Annotated in this window: 14 protein-coding genes; 13 read left to right on the forward strand and 1 reads right to left on the reverse strand. The window is 72.6% G+C overall.

Annotated features, from left to right (window positions below; genetic code table 11):
* Positions 1–30: 30 nt before the first annotated feature.
* From IE145_RS18990 to IE145_RS19045, 12 genes are all read left to right on the forward strand, one after another.
* On the forward strand, positions 31–1,362 hold the full coding sequence (locus tag IE145_RS18990) for an ABC transporter substrate-binding protein (protein ID WP_189526434.1): 1,332 nt from the start codon (positions 31–33) through the stop codon (positions 1,360–1,362).
* 6 nt (positions 1,363–1,368) lie between these two features.
* Positions 1,369–2,310: a carbohydrate ABC transporter permease gene (locus IE145_RS18995; protein WP_189526435.1), complete on the forward strand. Its 942-nt coding sequence runs from the start codon at positions 1,369–1,371 to the stop codon at positions 2,308–2,310.
* A 3-nt stretch (positions 2,311–2,313) separates the two neighbouring features.
* Entirely contained in the window at positions 2,314–3,225 is a 912-nt protein-coding gene (locus IE145_RS19000) for a carbohydrate ABC transporter permease (RefSeq protein WP_189526437.1), read from the forward strand.
* A gap of 1 nt (position 3,226) precedes the next feature.
* Positions 3,227–4,492: a 6-phospho-beta-glucosidase gene (locus tag IE145_RS19005; RefSeq protein ID WP_189526439.1), complete on the forward strand. Its 1,266-nt coding sequence runs from the start codon at positions 3,227–3,229 to the stop codon at positions 4,490–4,492.
* Positions 4,483–5,457 carry an N-acetylglucosamine kinase gene (locus IE145_RS19010; protein WP_189526441.1) on the forward strand — a complete coding sequence of 325 codons (975 nt, stop codon included), beginning with the start codon at positions 4,483–4,485 and terminating at the stop codon, positions 5,455–5,457. Before IE145_RS19005 ends, IE145_RS19010 begins: the two co-directional genes overlap by 10 nt.
* A gap of 352 nt (positions 5,458–5,809) precedes the next feature.
* Positions 5,810–7,195, forward strand: a complete 1,386-nt coding sequence (locus tag IE145_RS19015; RefSeq protein ID WP_189526442.1) for a GlnX family signal transduction membrane protein — start codon at positions 5,810–5,812, stop codon at positions 7,193–7,195.
* 11 nt (positions 7,196–7,206) lie between these two features.
* Positions 7,207–8,241, forward strand: a complete 1,035-nt coding sequence (locus IE145_RS19020; protein WP_189526444.1) for a glutamate ABC transporter substrate-binding protein — start codon at positions 7,207–7,209, stop codon at positions 8,239–8,241.
* 140 nt (positions 8,242–8,381) lie between these two features.
* Positions 8,382–9,734 (forward strand): coiled-coil domain-containing protein, encoded by a 1,353-nt coding sequence (locus tag IE145_RS19025; protein ID WP_189526446.1) that lies wholly within the window; start codon positions 8,382–8,384, stop codon positions 9,732–9,734.
* Positions 9,731–12,619 carry a serine/threonine-protein kinase gene (locus tag IE145_RS19030; RefSeq protein ID WP_189526448.1) on the forward strand — a complete coding sequence of 963 codons (2,889 nt, stop codon included), beginning with the start codon at positions 9,731–9,733 and terminating at the stop codon, positions 12,617–12,619. Before IE145_RS19025 ends, IE145_RS19030 begins: the two co-directional genes overlap by 4 nt.
* A 2-nt stretch (positions 12,620–12,621) precedes the next feature.
* A complete protein-coding gene (locus IE145_RS19035; protein ID WP_189526450.1) occupies positions 12,622–14,127 on the forward strand; it encodes a PP2C family protein-serine/threonine phosphatase in 1,506 nt (501 codons plus the stop codon).
* Between the two features lie 19 nt (positions 14,128–14,146).
* On the forward strand, positions 14,147–15,508 hold the full coding sequence (locus IE145_RS19040; RefSeq protein ID WP_189526452.1) for a vWA domain-containing protein: 1,362 nt from the start codon (positions 14,147–14,149) through the stop codon (positions 15,506–15,508).
* Between the two features lie 85 nt (positions 15,509–15,593).
* Positions 15,594–17,105, forward strand: a complete 1,512-nt coding sequence (locus tag IE145_RS19045) for an FHA domain-containing protein (protein ID WP_189526453.1) — start codon at positions 15,594–15,596, stop codon at positions 17,103–17,105.
* Between the two features lie 42 nt (positions 17,106–17,147).
* On the opposite strand, the gene IE145_RS19050 is transcribed toward IE145_RS19045, so the two are convergent.
* A complete protein-coding gene (locus IE145_RS19050) occupies positions 17,148–18,152 on the reverse strand; it encodes a methyltransferase domain-containing protein (RefSeq protein WP_189526455.1) in 1,005 nt (334 codons plus the stop codon).
* Between the two features lie 113 nt (positions 18,153–18,265).
* Between IE145_RS19050 and IE145_RS19055 the strand changes: the two genes are divergently transcribed.
* A complete protein-coding gene (locus tag IE145_RS19055) occupies positions 18,266–18,670 on the forward strand; it encodes a globin (RefSeq protein ID WP_189526457.1) in 405 nt (134 codons plus the stop codon).
* Positions 18,671–18,816 lie beyond the last annotated feature (146 nt).

An 18,816-nucleotide genomic window follows, 5' to 3' on the forward strand; every position in this document is an offset into this window, starting at 1 on the left:
TCCCCGTCCCTGGTCCCTGGGAGTTTCGTCATGCGCACCAGCCGTCTCACCACCACCGCGGTCGCCGTCGCCGCGATATCGGTGCTCGCCACCGCGTGTACCGGCCAGTCGGAGGCCGGCGCCTCCGACGACCCGAACGCGAAGACCGCGATCAACTTCTGGCACGGCTGGAGCGCGCCCGCCGAGGTGAAGGCGATCCAGGACAATATCGACCGGTTCGAGAAGGCCCACCCGAACATCACGGTGAAGGTCTCCGGCAACATCAACGACGACAAGCTCAACCAGGCCCTGCGCGCGGGCGGTTCGGACGGGCCGGACGTGGTCTCGTCCTTCACCACGGCCAACGTCGGCAAGTTCTGCTCGTCGGGCGCCTTCACCGATCTGAAGCCGTTCATCGAGAAGTCGAAGCTGGACCTGGAGAAGACCTTCCCGAAGGTCCTCCTGGACTACACCCAGTTCGAGGGCAAGCGCTGCGCCCTGCCGCTGCTCACCGACGCCTACGGCCTCTACTACAACAAGGACGCCTTCAAGAAGGCCGGGATCACCGCGCCGCCGAAGACGATGTCCGAACTGGCCGACGTGGCGAAGAAGCTGACGGTCGAGAAGGGCGACACCTACGAGCAGCTCGGCTTCATGCCGAACTTCCACGGCTACGAGACCGTCGTCAGCCATTACATGCCCTCGTGGAACCACGCCTACTTCGACGAGAACGGCAAGTCCAACATCGCCAAGGACCCGGCGTTCGCCAAGATGTTCACGTACCAGAAGAAGCTGGTGGACAGCCTCGGTGGTTACGACAGGCTGGAGAAGTACCGGGGCGCCTTCGGTGACGAGTGGGGCGCCAAGCACCCGTTCCACACCGGCCAGGTGGCCATGCAGCTGGACGGCGAGTGGCGGCTCGGGATGGCCGAGGACGCCGGGGCCGACTTCGAGATCGGGGTCGCGCCGATGCCCGTCGCCGACGACGAGGCGGACAGCTACGGCAAGGGCTACCTCTCCGGCACCATCGTGGGTATCGCCCCGGCCAGCAAGAAGCAGAACGCCGCCTGGGAGCTGGTCAAGTTCATGACCAGCGACACGGAGGCGGTCGTCAACTTCTCCAACGGCATCCGGAACGTGCCCTCCACCCTGGAGGCGCTGAAGTCGCCCGACCTGAAGTTCGACCCGCGCTTCAAGACCTTCCTGGACATCGCCCAGCACCCGGAGTCCATGACCTCCGACGGTGCCGTCAACGGGGCCACGTACCAGCTGACCCTCCAGGACTTCGGCTACCAGTACGAGAAGGGCGCGGTGAAGGACCTCCAGGCGGGTCTGGAGAAGACCGCGCGGCAGATCGACACCGACATCGCCAAGGCCAAGTAGCCTCCGATGACGACGCACACCCTCCGTTCCAAGCGCCGCCGGTCGGCGCTGCGGAACGCGGCCTTCATGTCGCCGTGGCTGATCGGGTTCTCGGTCTTCTTCGCCTACCCGATGGTCTCGACGGTCTACTTCTCGTTCACGGACTACGACGGGTTCGGGGCGCCGGTCTTCAACGGACTGACCAACTGGACGTATGTCTTCAGCGACTACCCGATGTTCTGGCCGTCGCTGGGGAACACGCTCTGGCTGGTGGTCGTCGTGGTCACCTGCAGGGTCGTGTTCGGCCTCGGGATCGGGCTGCTGATCACGAAGATCAAGACGGGGACGGGTGTCTTCCGAACCCTGTTCTACCTGCCGTACCTGGCTCCGCCGGTCGCCGCGACGCTCGCCTTCGTCTTCCTCCTCAACCCCGGCACCGGGCCGGTCAACGCGATCCTCCAGGACTTCGGGCTGCCGGCACCGGGCTGGTTCAACGACGCGTCCTGGTCCAAGCCGGCGCTCACCATGCTCGCGGTGTGGGGCATCGGGGACCTGATGGTCATCTTTATGGCCTCCCTGCTGGACGTGCCGGGCGAGCAGTACGAGGCGGCCGAGCTGGACGGGGCGTCCGCCTGGCAGAAGTTCCGGTTCGTGACCCTGCCGAACATCTCGCCCATCGTGATGTTCGCCGTGGTGACGGGCGTCATCCAGGCGATGCAGTACTACACGCAGCCGCTGGTCGCCGGAAAGGTCGCCTCCGGGGTCATCGGCGGCTCCGGCCAGTCCTTCGAACCCGGCTATCCCGACAAGTCGACACTGACGCTGCCCCAGCTCGTCTACAACCTGGGCTTCCAGCGCTTCGACTACGGCGCCGCCTGTGTCGTCGCCCTCGTGCTGTTCGCCCTGGCCATGGCCTTCACGGCGCTGCTGATGCGGGGCCGCAACAACCTGATCTCGGCGGGTGACTGAGCCATGACCGACCTTCTCGACCCTGTCCGCAAAGCCGCTGCCACCGCCCCGGAACGCCCCGTGCGGACGGCCGCCGCACGCACCGCCCGCCGCAAGGCGCTGCTGCACTGGATCGCCGTGCACTCCCTCGGGATCGCCGCCGCGCTCTTCTTCGTGCTGCCGTTCGTCTTCGTAGTGCTGACCTCGCTGATGAGCGACCAGCAGGCGCTGACCCGCGACCTCACCCCGGACACCTGGGAGTGGGGCAACTACGAACGGGTCTTCAACACCCCGGGCTTTCTGACCTGGTGGCGGAACACCCTGCTGTACGCGGGCGTCGGCACCGTCCTCACCGTGGTGTCGTCGATCCCGGTGGCGTACGCGCTGGCGAAGTTCCGCTTCCGGGGCCGCAAGCTGTCGCTGATGCTCGTCATCTCGATGATGATGCTGCCGCCGCAGGTCGTCATCATCCCGATGTACCTGTTCTGGGCGAAGCAGATGGACCTGTCCGGCACCCTGTGGCCGCTGATCATCCCGATGGCCTTCGGCGACGCGTTCTCCATCTTCCTGCTGCGGCAGTTCCTGCTGACCATCCCGAACGAGTACCTGGACGCCGCGAAGGTCGACGGCTGCGGTGAGTTCCGTACGCTGATGAAGGTCGTCCTGCCGATGGCCAGGCCCGGGATCGCGGCCATCGCCCTCTTCCAGTTCTTCGCCGCCTGGAACGACTACTTCGGACCACAGATCTACGCCTCGGAGAACCCGGCCGCCTGGACGCTCAGTTACGGCCTCGAATCCTTCAAAGGCGCGCACCACACCGACTGGAACCTGACCATGGCCGCGACCGTTCTGGTCATGGCCCCCGTGATCGCCGTCTTCTTCTTCGCCCAGAAGGCATTCGTCGAAGGCGTCACACTGACCGGAGTAAAGGGCTGACATGAAGCTCGCAGTAGTGGGTGGCGGGTCCACCTACACCCCTGAACTGATCGACGGATTCGCCCGGCTGCGGGACACGCTGCCGATCGAGGAGCTGGTGCTCGTCGATCCGGCGGCCCACCGCCTGGAGCTGGTCTCCGGCCTGGCCCGGCGGATCTTCGCCAAGCAGGACCACGCGGGGAGGATCACGACGACCACCGACATCGACGCGGGCGTCGCCGACGCCGACGCGGTCCTGCTCCAGCTGCGCGTCGGCGGACAGGCCGCGCGCAACCAGGACGAGACCTGGCCCCTGGAGTGCGGCTGCGTCGGCCAGGAGACCACCGGCGCCGGCGGCCTCGCCAAGGCGCTGCGCACCGTGCCGGTCGTCCTGGACATCGCCGAGCGGGTCCGCCGCACCAACCCGGACGCCTGGATCATCGACTTCACCAACCCGGTCGGCATCGTCACCCGCGCCCTCCTCCAGGCCGGGCACAAGGCGGTCGGCCTGTGCAACGTGGCGATCGGCTTCCAGCGGAAGTTCGCCCGGCTGCTGGAGGTGGAGCCGGGCCGGGTGCACCTCGACCACGTCGGGCTCAACCACCTGAGCTGGGAACTGGGGGTGCGCCTCGGCGGCCCGGACGGCGAGAACGTCCTGCCGAAGCTGCTCGCGGAGCACGGCGACACGATCGCGGACGACCTCCACCTGCCCCGGCAGGTCATCGCCCGGCTCGGCGTCGTCCCCTCCTACTACCTGCGCTACTTCTACGCCCACGACGAGGTGGTGAGGGAGCTGGGCACCAAGCCCTCCCGGGCCGCCGAGGTCGCGGCGATGGAGAAGGAGCTGCTGGAGATGTACGGCGACCCGGCGCTCGACGAGAAGCCCGAGCTGCTCGCCAAGCGCGGCGGCGCGTTCTACTCCGAGGCGGCCGTGGACCTGGCGGCCTCGCTGCTGGGCGACGGCGGCTCCCCGGTCCAGGTGGTCAACACGTACAACAACGGGACCCTGCCGTTCCTCGCCGACGACGCGGTGATCGAGGTGCAGGCCCGGGTCGGCCGCGAGGGCGCGACGCCGCTGGCCGTCCCGACGCTGGACCCGCTGTACGCCGGTCTGATCGCCAACGTGACGGCGTACGAGGACCTCGCCCTGGAAGCCGCGCTGCGCGGTGGCCGGGACCGGGTCTTCAAGGCGTTGCTGGCCCACCCGTTGATCGGCCAGTACGAGTACGCCGAGGGCCTCACCGACCGGCTGATCGCACACAACCGGGAGCACCTGGCGTGGGCGTGAACGTGTCGGTCGTCGCCATCGACGCGGGCAACAGCAAGACCGATGTGGCGCTGATCGGCGAGGACGGCACGGTGCTGGCCACGGCGCGCGGCGGCGGCTTCCAGCCGCCGGCGATCGGGGTGGAGGCCGCGATCGACGTGCTGGCCGAGGTGCTGGAGCGGGCGGTCGCGGAGCTGCCGGCTCCGCCCGTCCTCTCCGGTCATGTCTCCGCGTGTCTGGCCAACGCCGATCTGCCGGTCGAGGAGGCCGAGTTGGCCGCCGCCCTGGAGTCCCGCGGGTGGGGCTCCTCGGTGGAGGTGCGCAACGACACCTTCGCGATCCTGCGCGCCGGGGTGGACGAGCCCCGGGGCGTCGCGGTGGTGTGCGGGGCCGGGATCAACTGCGTGGGCATGACCCCGGACGGGCGGACCGCCCGCTTCCCCGCGATCGGGCGGATCTCCGGTGACTGGGGCGGCGGTTCGGGGCTCGCTGAGGAGGCGCTGTGGTTCGCCGCGCGCGCCGAGGACGGGCGCGGCGATCCGTCGGAGCTGGCCCGCGCGCTGCCGGGCCACTTCGGGCTCGACTCGATGTACGGGCTGATCGAGGCGCTGCACCGGGGCACGATCCCGCTGGGGCGGCGGCACGAGCTGACGCCGGTGCTCTTCGCCACAGCGGAGGCCGGGGACCCGGTGGCGGCGGCGCTGGTGAAGCGGCAGGCGCACGAGGTGGTGGCGATGGCCTCGGTCGCGCTGGACCGCCTGGGCCTGCTGGAGGAGGAGGTTCCGGTGCTGCTGGGCGGCAGCGTGCTGGCCGCCCGCCACCCGCAGCTCAACGACCGGATCGCCGCACTGCTGGCGGCCCGCGCCCCGAAGGCCGAGGTGCGCGTCGTGTCCGAGCCGCCGGTGCTGGGCGCGGCGTTGCTGGGCCTGGACCGGACGGGGGCGGGTCCGGAGGCGCACCGGAAGCTGCGCGCGCGGTACGCCTGAGGAGTCCGGGTCCCGGGTCCCGGGTTCCGGGTTCCGGGGGTCCCGGGTCCGGCCGCTCGTCGCGGAAACGTCCCTCCACGCACACCGCGTGGGGGGACGCTTCTCTTCCCGTTCCTCGTCACGTTCCTCGTGCGTTCCTCGTACGGGTGAACGGCTGGCGCACGAGGGGCGCGAGGGAACCGATCGGGCTTCTGGAACGTGTACCTGATGGGAAGTCCGTTCGCTTATGGGGATGTATCCGGGCACGTTGTGCTGCTTGCCTTGATCGGCCGCGTCCGCCCTGATCGAATGCGGGGACTGATGACGGGGACAGGACGGGGACCCAACTGTCAGTGACCGAGGGGGAGGTCGAGTGACACACCCGCCGAGCGGCGGCTCGCAGACGTCGCGTACGCCGGACCCGGTGTCCGGGCACGTCGGCGTGCCCGCACAGCGCACCGCGTGGGCCGCGCAGGCGCGGCGCCTGCGTGCCGTGGCGACGACCGAGCCCGGCCGGCTCCAGATCATCGGGGCCGTTCTGGCGCTGCTGGTCGTGGCGTTCGGCGCGGTGACGACGCTGGAGATATCGCAGCGGGCCTCCTCGGCCGATGACGTGGTCAGCCGCAGTCAGCCGCTCAGCGCCGACGCGGCGGACATCTACCGCTACCTGGCGGACGCGGACACGACGGCCGCCAGTGGGTTCCTCGCGGGGGCGCAGGAGCCCGAGGCGGTGCAGGAGCAGTATCGGAAGGACATCGAGGAGGCGGCCCGGCTGCTGGTGAAGGCGTCGGGGAGCGCCGGCTCCGCCAGTGCGTCCGGCCGGGAGATAGCCACCCTCAACAAGCTGCTCCCGGTCTACACGGGTCTGATCGAGCGCGCCCGCGCCAACAACCGCCAGGGCCTGCCGCTGGGCGGTGCCTATCTCCGGTACGCGAACCAGAAGATGGCGGGCGAGATGCTCCCCGCAGCCGAGCGGCTGTACGCGGCGGAGACGGGCCGGCTGGAGAGCGACTCCGCCGACGCCCGGCAGTGGCCGCTGTGGTCGATCGGCGCCGGGATCATCGTGCTGGGCGCGCTGGGGTGGATGCAGCGGCGCACCTACCGCCGGACGAACCGGGTGCTGAACCCCGGGCTGCTGGCGGCGACGGCCGCCGCCTCGGTGGTGGTGCTCTGGCTGGCCGTGGGGCACACGGTGGCCCGCGCGGAGCTGCGGTCGGCGATGGTGCACGGCCAGGAGTCGCTGGACGTGCTCAACGACGCCCGGATCAACTCCCTGAAGGCGCGCGCCAACGAGAACCTCACCCTGGTGGCGCGGGGCGCGGTGCTGACGCCCGACGGCTCCGCCGACCAGTACGAAGCGGACTACAGCTCGGGGATGGCGGCGCTGAAGGCTCAGCTGTCGAAGGCCGGGCGGCTGGCGGACGACGCCGGCGGGAGCGCTCCGGTGGCCGAAGCGGCGGACGGCGTGACGCAGTGGCAGGTGCGGCACCGCGAGGCCCGGGCCACGGACGACCGGGGCGACTACGACGGCGCGCTGGAGCAGATCATCGGGACGGAGAAGTCCACCGGGCAGTCCTTCCAGCAGGTGGACGCCGCGCTGGAGAAGGCACTCGCCCATGAGCAGGGCGAGTTCACCTCGGCGGCGAAGGACGGGCGCGGGGCCCTGCGGGGCCTGCCGACCGGGGCCGCGGCCCTGGCGGTGCTGGGGGCCGTCGCCGTGATCGTCGGGGTCAACCGCAGGCTCTCGGAGTACCGGTGAGAGGGGCAGCGATGAGCAGGTCCAACGACCGGCCCGGGCGCGGCCGCCTGCGCGGCTGGGGCGGGGTGACGGGGATGGCGGTGGCGTGCGCGGTCACCGCGGCGGTCACCCTGCTGCCGCTGGCCCACCACAGCGTCGGGCCGGCCGGGGCGGGCGCGTCGGGCGGGGTGGCGACGGCCGACCGGGCCCGGGCCGAGGCGTGCACCGAGCCGGAGGCGAGCCTGCCCGCGTCCGGCGACGACGGGCCGAACATCGACAGGATCAAGGAGCGCGGCAAGCTGATCGCGGGCGTCGACCAGAACAGCTTCCGCTGGGGCTACCGCAATCCGGAGAGCGGGGATCTGGAGGGGTTCGACATCGATCTGGTGCGGGCCATCGCCGACGACCTCCTGGGCGACCCGGACGCGGTCATCTTCCGGGCCATCCCCACCAACCAGCGCATCGCCGCCCTGGAGAACGACCGGGTCGACGTCGTCGTGCGGACGATGACGATCAACTGCAAGCGGCTGGAGCAGGTGTCCTTCTCCACCGCCTACTTCCGGGCGGGGCAGCAGGTCCTCGCCCCGAAGGAGTCGCCGATCACCGGCTACGACTCCTCGCTGAAGGGCAAGCGGGTCTGCTCGGCCGAGGGCTCCACGGCGTACGAGGCACTGGAGAAGAAGTCCTTCGGGGCGCTCTACAAGGACGATTTCGACGGCACCGAGCGCGACCCGGACCTGCTGACCGTGCCCAACCAGCTGGACTGCCTGGTGCGGCTCCAGCTCGGCGAGGTCGACGCGGTCGTCACGGACAACGCCCTGGCGGCCGGGCAGGCGGCCCAGGACCCGGCAGTGGAGCTCAAGGGGAAGGACCCGTTCACCACGGAGTACTACGGCGTCGCCGCGAAGAAGGGCTCCGACGACCTGGTGGCCCGGGTCAACAAGGTCCTCGTCGACTACCGGGCGGGCGGCAAGGACAGCGCCTGGATGCGGTCCTACGAGAAGTGGCTGGCGACGGGCCTGCCCGGGATCACCGCACCGCCCGCCCCCAAGTACCGCACCGACTGACCCTCATACCTCCGGGCGCCCGCGCCGCGGCACCGTGCACCACAGCGGCGTACGGACCGCGACGGGCGGGCCGGAGCAGACCGAAGCAGAACGATCCCGCCGGGCCGACCGGCCCGGCGGGGAGAGCGGAGAGGTGATCGATGGGCGTCGCGGGATCCTTTCCCGGCTACACGGGGAGGTCCTCCGGACCGGTCATGGACCGGGAGGAGGCGGACCGTGCGCTGGCCCGGCTCGGGGCGGAGCACGAGGCCATCGAGACCTCACTCCTCGCGCTCCAGGACCATGCCGGGCGCCGGCTCCTGGAGGGCGCCGAGCTGACCGGTGTCACCCGGGAGCGCTGGGCCGCCACCGAGCAGTCGATCACCCTTCTGTGGGGGTATTTCGACGCGTACGCGGGAGCCCTGTCCGAGGCCCGCGAGATCCGTGCGCGCCGCCGCCACCCGAACCGGGACGATCTCGCCGCGCTGACCGAGCTGCTGCGCGGCGAGTCGGTGACGGTCGCCAACCCGGGTGCGGTGCCACCGCCCTCGGCCGCGGGTCCGGCCCGGCTCTCCGAGCGGTTCTCGCTCCAGGAGCTGGTCGCCCGGATGAACGAGCTGTACGCCAGGTCCCTGGACATGGTCGTCGCCGCCGACTCCGTCTGGTCGGCGCTGCCCGCCCGGATCGACCTGCTCGCGGCCGAGCTGCACCGCACGCGTTCGCTGGCGCACTCGGTGGGGGTGCGGCCCGGTGAGCATCCGGCCGGGGACGATCTGGCGGAGATCACCGAGGAGCTGACGACGCTGCGGGTGCAGGTGATCTCGGACCCGCTGGCGTTCTGGCTGCCGGGTCCCGGCAGCGCCGCGCCCGGCGGCGGCCGCCCCGACACCTCGCGCTACGACCGGGCCGCCCGCGCCCTGGAGGACGTACGGCGCGAGATCGAGGCGGTGCTCGCGGTCCGGCAGGACGCGGAGGCGCGCCTGGTACGGCTGCGGGACGTGCTCTCGCGGGCCGACCGCACCCTGACGGAGGCGCGGGCGGCGCGCGGCGAGGTGCTGGCGAAGATCGCCGCCTCCGAGGTGCCCGCGGTCAGCGGTCCGCCGACCGCTCTCCAGGAGCGTCTGGCGGCCGCGTCGGAACACCGCAGGCACGCCCAGTGGCACCGGCTCTCACCGCTGCTGGAGTCCCTGGAGCAGGAGGCCGAGGACGAACTGCTGCGCGCACGGGAGTCGCTGACCTCGGTGACCGCGCCGCTGGCGGTCCGCGCGGAGCTGCGCGGCCGGCTCGACGCGTACAAGGCGAAGGTGGCCCGGCACGGTCTGGCCGAGGATCCGCTGCTGATCGAGCGGTACGACGCGGCGCGCCGCATGCTGTGGAGCGCCCCGTGCGATCTGCGGGTCGCCGAGCAGGCCGTCCTGCGCTACCAGCACGCGGTCGCGGAGTCGTTGCAGCCGCACCGGCCCGACGCACCGCAGGACGGACGGGACGCGGGCGGACAGGGGGAATCACGATGAGTACGCAGTGCCAGCGCCCCGCGTGCGAGGGCGACTACGAGGACATGGGCGGCGGTGAGCTGTACTGCGACACCTGCGGTCTGGCCCCGGTCGTCTCGCCGACGGGCATGGTCTCCTCGCCGCCGACCGGGATCGCCGGGGGCGGCCGGGCGAGCGGCCGGGACAGCTCCTCGCAGCGTTCCGGCTCCCGCGCCTCCGCCCGGTCCTCGTCCCGTTCGTCGACCTCGCGCCGTTCGGTCTCCGGCCGGCTGTCGCGGTCGCTGTCCGGGGCGTCCGCCTCCCGTTCGGTCTCGGTGCGTTCCTCCGGCTCGACGTCGGCGGCCTCAGCCCGGGGGCGGCTCGGCGTCGGCCTGGTGGAGGTGCCGGACGTCCCCCGGCCCGATCCGCGTACGGCGGTGATGGAGCGGGCGGAGGTGCCCGAGCGCAAGCGGTTCTGCTCCCGTTCGGACTGCGGGGCGCCGGTGGGCCGTTCGCGCGGTGAGCGGCCGGGCCGCACCGAGGGGTTCTGCACCAAGTGCGGCCACCCCTACTCCTTCGTGCCGAAGCTGACCGGCGGCGACATCGTGCACGGCCAGTACGAGGTCGTGGGCTGTCTGGCGCACGGCGGTCTCGGCTGGGTGTATCTCGCGGTGGACCGGGCCGTCTCCGACCGCTGGGTGGTCCTCAAGGGCCTGCTGGACACCGGCGACCAGGACGCGATGGCCGCCGCGATCTCCGAGCGCCGCTTCCTCGCGGAGATCGAGCACTCCAACATCGTGCGGATCTACAACTTCGTCGAACACCTCGACCAGCGCACCGGATCCCTCGACGGCTACATCGTCATGGAGTACGTCGGCGGCAAGGCGCTCAAGGAGATCGCCAACGAGCGCCGCACCCCGGCCGGGAAGCGCGATCCGCTGCCGGTGGAACAGGCCTGCGCGTACGGGATCGAGGCGCTGGAGGCGCTCGGTCATCTGCACAGCCGCAATCTGCTCTACTGCGACTTCAAGGTCGACAACGCGATCCAGACCGAGGACCAGCTCAAGCTGATCGACATGGGCGCGGTGCGCCGGATGGACGACGACGAGTCCGCGATCTACGGCACGGTCGGCTACCAGGCCCCCGAGGTCGCGGAGCTGGGCCCGTCGGTCGCCTCCGATCTGTACACGGTGGCCCGGACGCTGGCGGTCCTCACCTTCGACTTCCAGGGGTACACGAACGTCTTCGTGGACTCACTGCCGGACCCGGACACCATCGAGGTGTTCCGCACCTACGAGTCGTTCTACCGGCTGCTGGTACGGGCCACCGACCCGGACCCGGCCCGCCGTTTCGCCTCCGCAGCGGAGATGGCCGAGCAGCTGACGGGGGTGCTGCGGGAGGTCGTGGCGCTCCAGACCGGCCGGCCGCGCCCGGCCGTGTCGACGCTGTTCGGCGCCGAGCTGCGCGTGGTCGACACGGAGTTGTTCGCCCCGCAGACGGACGACGTCTCGCAGCTGGGCGGCCGGGACACCGGCTCCGGGCGGGGCGGGCCGCTGGGCCGCCGCAAGGGCCGCGGCGGCCGGCCGCCCGGCATCCCCGCGCAGGGTGGCGCGGGGCCAACCCACGGCGGGCTGTCCCACGGCGGTACGGCTCCGGCCGCGCCGGGGGCCGTGACGTCGGCGGTGGCCGGGGCGTTGCCGGTGGGAGCGCAGCCGTCCGGCCCGGCGGGCGGTCACGCGCCGGGTGCGGCGGGGGCCGCCCCGCTGGCCGCGCCGCCGACCCATGTCCGGGGCTCCGCGCCGGGTGCCGGGGCGCCGTTGCCGTACGCTCCCCCGGCGCATGCCACCGTCCCGGCGCCCCGGCCGCCCGACCAGGCCTCGGGCCCTGCGACCGGCCCGTACGCCACCGGCGCGGCGGCCGGCCCGTATGTCCAGACCGCCCCGGCCGGACCGTACGGTCCCGGCGGGGGTGTCCGGCTCGCCCCGTTCGACGCCCCGGCCACCGCGTTGGCGCTGCCGGTCCCCCGGGTCGACGCGCTGGACCCGAACGCCGGTTTCCTCGCGGGTCTGATGGCCTCCGCCCCGGCCGAGCTGATCACCGCCCTGCACACGGTCCCCACCCCCTCGCCGGAGACCCGGCTGCGGGAGCTGCGGGCCCGGCTGGAGATGCGGGAGGCGGATGCGGCCGCCCGTGCGCTGACCACCCTGGAGGGTGAACACGCGGACGACTGGCGGGTCGTCTGGTATCGGGGCGTCACCTCGCTGGTGACCGGCGACCACGAGACGGCGGCGCTCTCCTTCGACGCGGTCTACGACGCGTTCCCCGGGGAAACGGCGCCCAAGCTGGCGCTCGGGATCTGCGCGGAGGTGCTGGGCCAGTTGGACAACGCCGCCGAGTACTACCGCCTGGTGTGGGCGACCGATCCGGAGTTCGTCAGCGCCGCGTTCGGCCTGGCCCGGGTGCAGATCGCCGCCGGGGAGCGGGGGGCGGCGGTGAGCACCCTGGAGTCGGTGCCGGAGGCCTCGATCCACTACACGGCGGCGCGGGTCGCCGCGGTCCGGGCGCGGCTGCGCGAACGCTCGCACCGGGAGCCGCTGCTGGCCGATCTGACGGCCGCCGGGGCCCAGGTGACCGCGCTGGGCGCCTTCGGCCTGGACCCGGTGCGGCACGAGCAGTTGTCGACGGAGGTACTGGGCAAGGCGCTGGACTGGGTACTCTCCGGTAGTCCCGGTGTCCCGGGGCCGGGCGGACCGGACGCCGATCCGTCGGTTGCACGGAAGCTGCTCGGCGCCGAACCGACCGAGCGGGGACTGCGGTTCGGGCTGGAACGCTCGTACCGGATGCTCGCCCGGCTCGCGCAGCGGGGCGAGCAGAGGATCGAACTGGTGGAGCGGGCCAACCGTTTCCGCCCCCGGACGTGGGTGTGAAGATGTCACAGAGCCAGCAGCAGCCCGCCCTGTCGAAGTGCCCCGGCTGCGAGGAGCCGCCGGCTGCGGGCGACCTGTTCTGCGGGGCGTGCGGCTACGACCTCTCCGCGGTGCCCGCGCGCCCCGATGACCGGCCCACGGTGGCCATCACCGTGCCCCCGGCCGCCCCGGAGGCGCCCGCCGCCCCGCCCGCGCGGGCGGCCGAGGCCGTGCGGTGGCCCGCCGCCCCGGAGACCGACAGCTCGGACGTGCCCGCGCCCGTGCACCGCCCGTCGGACCTGCCGGGGACGGACTCGGGCGGCAGGCCCCTGGCGGAACAGGAGCGGGAGCAGGCCCAGCAGCGGGAACAGGCCCAGGAGCCGGGCGTGGCGGCCGAGCGGGGCGCACCGGTCGGGCCGGGGCCGGGTGCGGAGCCCGTCGGCGGGCCGGAGCCCTCGGCCGCCGCGGTGCGCCACGACGACCGGGCGGCCCCGGCGGCCGCCGAGCACCCCGGCGACTTCGCGCTGGCCGCGCCCGATCCCCGTACGGCGGAACACTCCGCCGCACCTGCCGCACCTGCGGCTCCCCCCGCCGGGGGGCAGGTCTGTGTGGCCTGCCGCTCCGGCCGGGTGGACCCCGACGGCTACTGCGAGAACTGCGGGCACGCCCAGCCCCGCGAGCGCGACCACATGGAGCAGGAGCTCGACGCGGTGGCCGCGGTGAGCGACCGGGGCCTGCGCCACCACCGCAACGAGGACTCCTTCGCGGTGTCCTCGACCGCGCTGCCGGACGGTTCGCCCGCCGTCGTCGCGATCGTCTGCGACGGCGTCTCCTCGGCGAGCCGCCCCGACGAGGCGTCGGCCGCCGCCGCGAACGCCGCCAACGAGTCGCTGCTGGATTCCCTGGCGCGCGGTACGCATCCGCAGCAGGCGATGCACGAGGCGATCGTCGCCGCGTCCGAGGCGGTCAACGCCCTGGCGCAGGAGCCGGCCGGGGCGATGGAGCACGACGCGCACCGCCATCAGAACGCCCCGGCCTGCACCCTGGTCGGCGCGGTCATGGCGGGCGAGCTGCTGATCGTCGGCTGGGTCGGCGACAGCCGGGTCTACTGGGTGCCCCAGGACCGGACCCAGCCGACCGCCCGGCTCACCGAGGACGACTCCTGGGCCGCGCAGATGGTGGCGGCCGGCCTGATGAACGAGGCGGAGGCCTACGCGGACGAGCGCGCCCACGCCATCACGGGCTGGCTCGGCGCCGACGCGTACGAACTGGAGCCGCACACCGCCGCGTTCAAGCCGGACCGGCCGGGCCTGGTGGTCGTCTGCACGGACGGCCTGTGGAACTACGCCGAGTCGGCCGAGGAGATGGCCGCAGCGGTCCCGGCCGACGCCCAGGAACACCCGCTGCGCGGCGCCCAGGTGCTCGTCGGACACGCGCTCGACGGCGGGGGCCACGACAACGTAACAGTGGCACTTCTGCCGTTCGCCGTCCGGTCGCAAGGGGCAGGATCGGGCTGCGAAACCGTTTGATCCTCAAGGAGCCGACCAGATGGCCAACTTCTCCAAGTCGCATGTGCCGCAGTTCTCCGTCGAGGTGTACCAGAACGCGTTCCTGCCCGAGGGCGGCCGTGAGGTCAACGCGATCGTCACGGTGACCTCGACCGGCGGCGGCACCACCGGGGGGATACCCCTGGCGGACGCGGCGCCGTCGTCCGCGCCCGGTGCCGGGCAGGGGCCCGGCGCGGCCGTGGTGCTGATGGTCGACTGTTCGGGCTCGATGGACTACCCGCCGACGAAGATGCGCAACGCGCGCGACGCGACGGCCGCGGCGATCGACACCCTGCGCGAGGGGACCCGGTTCGCGGTCGTCGCCGGGACGCATGTGGCGAAGGACGTCTACCCGGGCAACGGGCGGCTCGCGGTCGCCGGTGCGCAGACGAAGGCCCAGGCCAAGGAGGCCCTGCGGAAGCTGAGCGCGGGCGGCGGCACCGCGATCGGCACCTGGCTGCGGCTGGCCGACCGGCTGCTGAACTCCGCCGAGGTCTCCATCCGGCACGGCATCCTGCTGACCGACGGCCGCAACGAGCACGAGTCGCCCGAGGACCTGCGGGCGGCCCTGGACTCCTGCGCGGGGCGGTTCACCTGCGACGCCCGCGGGGTGGGCACCGACTGGGAGGTGAAGGAGGTCACCGGCATAGCCGCCGCCCTCCTCGGCACGGCCGACATCGTCGCCGACCCCTCGGGCCTGGCCGCGGACTTCACCCGCATGATGGAGAACGCCATGGGCAAGGAGGTCGCGGACGTGGCGCTGCGGCTCTGGACCCCGGTGGGCGTGGAGATCCGGTTCGTGAAGCAGGTCGCGCCGACCGTCGCCGACCTGACCGCCCGGCGCACCGAGGCGAACGCCCGCGCCGGGGACTACCCGACCGGTTCCTGGGGCGACGAGTCCCGCGACTACCACGTGTGCGTCGTGGTGCCGGAGGCCGGGATCGGCCAGGAGATGCTGGCGGCCCGGGTCTCGCTGATCCTGCCCGACCCCTCGGGCGCGGGCACGCCGCAGACGCTGTCGCAGGGGCTCGTACGGGCCGTGTGGACGGACGACATGGTGGCGTCGACGTCGATCAACCCGCAGGTCGCGCACTACACAGGTCAGGCGGAACTGGCACAAGTCATCCAGCAGGGGCTGGACGCACGCAAGTCGGGCGACTTCGACGGCGCGACGGCGAAGCTGGGCCGTGCGGTGCAGCTGGCGTCGGCGTCCGGGAACCAGGACACCGCGAAACTGCTTTCGAAGGTGGTCGACGTCGTCGATGCCGCGACAGGTACTGTGCGACTGAAGGCGAAGGTCGCGGAAGCGGACGAGATGACCCTCGAAACCCGCTCCACCAAGACCGTTCGCGTCAAGAAGTAGCACAGAACGATCACTCGCGGTCAAGGCGCCGCGACCGACAGCATGCGGCCTCCGCGGCCGGAAGAGGAGAGGGGGAAGCGCCGACATGCCGACCTGCCCGAACGGACACCAGTCGGGTTCCGAGGACTGGTGCGAGGTCTGCGGACACCGCATGACGACCGGCGGTGCGCCCGCGGGCGCGGTGCCCCCGCCGCCTCCTCCGCCGCCCGCGCCCGGTTACGGCTACCCGCAGCCGGGTTCCGGCACCGGTGGCGGACAGCCCACCATGCAGGCGGAGCTCTGCCCGCAGTGCCGTACGCCGCGCGAGGCGATGGCGCCGTTCTGCGAGGAGTGCCGCTGGAACTTCCTCACCAACACGGCGACCTCCTACACCCCGCTGGCCCCGCAGCAGAGCACGCCCAGCGGCCCGCCGCCCGGCCTCAACCTGCCGCCCGGCTTCCAGGCGCAGACCCCCGGCGGGCCGTCCGGCCCCGGCGGCCAGGGCGGCCCCGGCGGCCAGGGCGGCCCCGGCGGCCAGCCCGGCCCCGGTGGTCCCGGTACGCAGGGCGGTCCGCCCGGTGCGCCCCAGCCGCGCGACCCGTTCGACTACCAGGGCTCGCGGCCCTCGCAGATGAACCGCCCCGCCGAGCCGCTCACCCCCGAGCAGAACGGTCCGCATGGCAACAGCGGTCCGCAGGGCAACGGCGGTCCGCAGGGCAACAGCGGTCCGCAGGGGAACGGCGGTCCCCAGGGCAACGGCGGCCAGGGCGGTCCTCCGCAGTCGTTCCAGCAGGGTCCCCCGCCGTCCTCGTTCCAGCAGCAGGGCCCGCCGTCGACGCGCTCGCCGTTCGAGCCGCAGCAGTCGGCTCCGTCGCCGTTCGAGCCCCAGCAGGCCTCGCCCTTCGCACCGCCGCAGCAGCAGCAGTCGGCGCCGCCCGCGCCGCCGCAGCCGTCCGGGCACACCGGCGGTGATGACGACTGGATGCTGTCGCCGCCCTCCCAGGCGCAGTCGCAGCAGCCACCCCAGCAGTTCCAGCAGCCGGGCCCCCACCAGGGGCACCCGGGCCACCAGGACCAGGGCCGACCGGGTCAGGGCCACCCGGGTCAAGGCCACCCGGGCCAGGGCCAGGGCCAGCAGCACGGGCAGGACCAGGGGTACGACCAGGGCCCGCAGCACGGCGGCGTGCCCGGCCAGAGCGGGCCGCAGCAGGCCGCCACCTGGACCGCCGTGATCGCCCCGGACCGTGCGTACTTCCTCGCGATGATGCAGCGCAGCGGCCCCGAGGCGACCGGGCTGAACCTGCCCGCGTACTCCCCGGAGCAGCGCCTTCCGCTCACCGGCAGCCAGGTCACCATCGGGCGTCGGCGGCAGAGCACCGGCGAGTCCCCGGACGTCGATCTCTCGGTGCCCCCGGAGGACCCGGGCGTCTCGCACCAGCACGCGGTGCTGGTGCAGCAGCCGGACGGCGGCTGGGCGGTCGTCGACCAGAACTCCACCAACGGCACCACGCTGAACGGCGCCGAGGAGCCGATCCAGCCCTACGTCCCCGTACCGCTCCAGGACGGCGACCAGGTGCACGTCGGGGCGTGGACGACGATCACGGTCCGCCGGGACTGAGGCCGCCCGGACCGGTTCCGCAGGCTTCGTACACCCGGCCGTTCACCGCCCGACGGCGAGCGGCCAGGTGCAAGGGCCCTGCGGGTCGTCGAGCCAGGCCCACTGCCGGCCCTGGCCGACCGTGATGCCGTACCTCTCCCGCTGCGGGCGCCCCTCGCGCTCCCAGAGGGAGAGGGCCTCGTGCGGATCGAGGGTGCCCGCGGTCAGCGTCAGGAGGAACCGGAACAGGTCCTCGCCCACCACCTGGCGGGGCAGTCCGCCGAGGTACGGCAGCCCGTCGGCCGGCGGCAGCGCCCCGCGCAGGGGCACGAAGTAGGCCGGGGTGTGCAGGAAGTGCCCCTCGGCGCGCGGGCCGTGCGCCGTCGCGCGGACCTCCAGCAGGACCAGCCCCGTGGCGAGCGGCGCGAGGATCAACGCCCCCGGACGGCACTGTTCCGGCCAGCTCGGCGGTATGGAGGGCAGGGTGCAGGTCGCGATGATCCGGTCGTACGGAGCACGTTCCGGGCATCCCAGGGCCCCGTCGCCGGTGATCACCGTCGGGTGGTATCCGGCCGCGGCGAGGTGGTCGCGGGCCGATGCGGTGATCTCCGGGTCCAGATCGACGCTGGTCACGGCGGGGTCGCCGAGCCGGTGGGCGAGGAGGGCAGCGTTGTAGCCGGGGCCGGTGCCGATCTCCAGGACCGTGTGGCCGTCCCGTACGTCGAGGGCGTCGAGCATCAGCGCCATCAGGGACGGCTGGCTGGAGGACGAGACGAGTTCGCCGTCCTTGAGGCGGGTGGCCAGCGCCCCGTCCGCGTAGACGCCGTGCAGCCATCGTGAGCGCCGGCCGGGGTCCGCGTCCTCGGCCCCGAGGCGTTCGTAGCCCCCGATCCCGTGCACGTAGAAGAACGGCACGAACAGATGGCGGGGCACCTCGGCGAAGGCGGTCCGCCAGACGGGGTCGGTGAGCCCGCCCCGCGCGACGATCTCGCGCACGAGGGCGTCCCGCGCCGCGTCGGCCTCGGCGTCGGGGGCGGACGGGGAGGGGCTCTGCCGGTGTGCACCCATGCCTCCACTCTCCTGCGCCGGGGCCGTGAGGGCGAGAGGGGGCGCGACCCACGAGCCCGGACGATGGTCCTAGGACCGCTGACCTCGGGCTGTGCGTCTGCGACCATGGACGGGTGACTGAGATTCCGCGCGACACGCTTCAGGAGCAGACCTTCTACGAGCAGGTCGGCGGCGAGGCGACCTTCCGGCGCCTGGTCCACCGCTTCTACGAGGGCGTGGCGGGCGACGAGCTGCTGCGGCCGATGTATCCGGAGGAGGACCTGGGCCCGGCCGAGGAGCGGTTCGCGCTCTTCCTGATGCAGTACTGGGGCGGTCCGCGCACCTACAGCGACCGCCGGGGCCACCCGCGGCTGCGGATGCGCCACGCGCCGTTCCGGGTGGACCGCGCGGCGCATGACGCCTGGCTCTCCCATATGCGGGTCGCGCTGGACGAGCTGGGGCTCGCGCCCGAGCACGAGCGGCAGCTGTGGGACTACCTGACGTACGCCGCCGCCTCGATGGTCAACACCGCGGACTGACACGCGAACCAGCGAGGCGGGCCGACGTGTGAACGGTCCGTGACCGGATGTCACCGGAATTCGACGCTCCACCTCCGGATAACGATCACGATCGCATCAAGGTGCACCTGTAAGCGGTTACCGAAACCCCGGTGCCTCTGCAAGCA

It is taken from the genome of Streptomyces sindenensis (assembly GCF_014649035.1).
Taxonomy (GTDB): domain Bacteria; phylum Actinomycetota; class Actinomycetes; order Streptomycetales; family Streptomycetaceae; genus Streptomyces; species Streptomyces sindenensis.

Bases quoted from the DNA above. Each gene is read 5' to 3' on its own strand.
- IE145_RS19040 (WP_189526452.1), top strand. From the start codon at position 14,147: ATGGCCAACTTCTCCAAGTCGCATGTGCCGCAGTTCTCCGTCGAGGTG.
- IE145_RS19050 (WP_189526455.1), bottom strand. From the start codon at position 18,152: ATGGGTGCACACCGGCAGAGCCCCTCCCCGTCCGCCCCCGACGCCGAG.
- IE145_RS18990 (WP_189526434.1), top strand. From the start codon at position 31: ATGCGCACCAGCCGTCTCACCACCACCGCGGTCGCCGTCGCCGCGATA.
- IE145_RS19005 (WP_189526439.1), top strand. From the start codon at position 3,227: ATGAAGCTCGCAGTAGTGGGTGGCGGGTCCACCTACACCCCTGAACTG.
- IE145_RS19000 (WP_189526437.1), top strand. From the start codon at position 2,314: ATGACCGACCTTCTCGACCCTGTCCGCAAAGCCGCTGCCACCGCCCCG.
- IE145_RS18995 (WP_189526435.1), top strand. From the start codon at position 1,369: ATGACGACGCACACCCTCCGTTCCAAGCGCCGCCGGTCGGCGCTGCGG.
- IE145_RS19035 (WP_189526450.1), top strand. From the start codon at position 12,622: ATGTCACAGAGCCAGCAGCAGCCCGCCCTGTCGAAGTGCCCCGGCTGC.
- IE145_RS19030 (WP_189526448.1), top strand. From the start codon at position 9,731: ATGAGTACGCAGTGCCAGCGCCCCGCGTGCGAGGGCGACTACGAGGAC.
- IE145_RS19020 (WP_189526444.1), top strand. From the start codon at position 7,207: ATGAGCAGGTCCAACGACCGGCCCGGGCGCGGCCGCCTGCGCGGCTGG.
- IE145_RS19025 (WP_189526446.1), top strand. From the start codon at position 8,382: ATGGGCGTCGCGGGATCCTTTCCCGGCTACACGGGGAGGTCCTCCGGA.
- IE145_RS19045 (WP_189526453.1), top strand. From the start codon at position 15,594: ATGCCGACCTGCCCGAACGGACACCAGTCGGGTTCCGAGGACTGGTGC.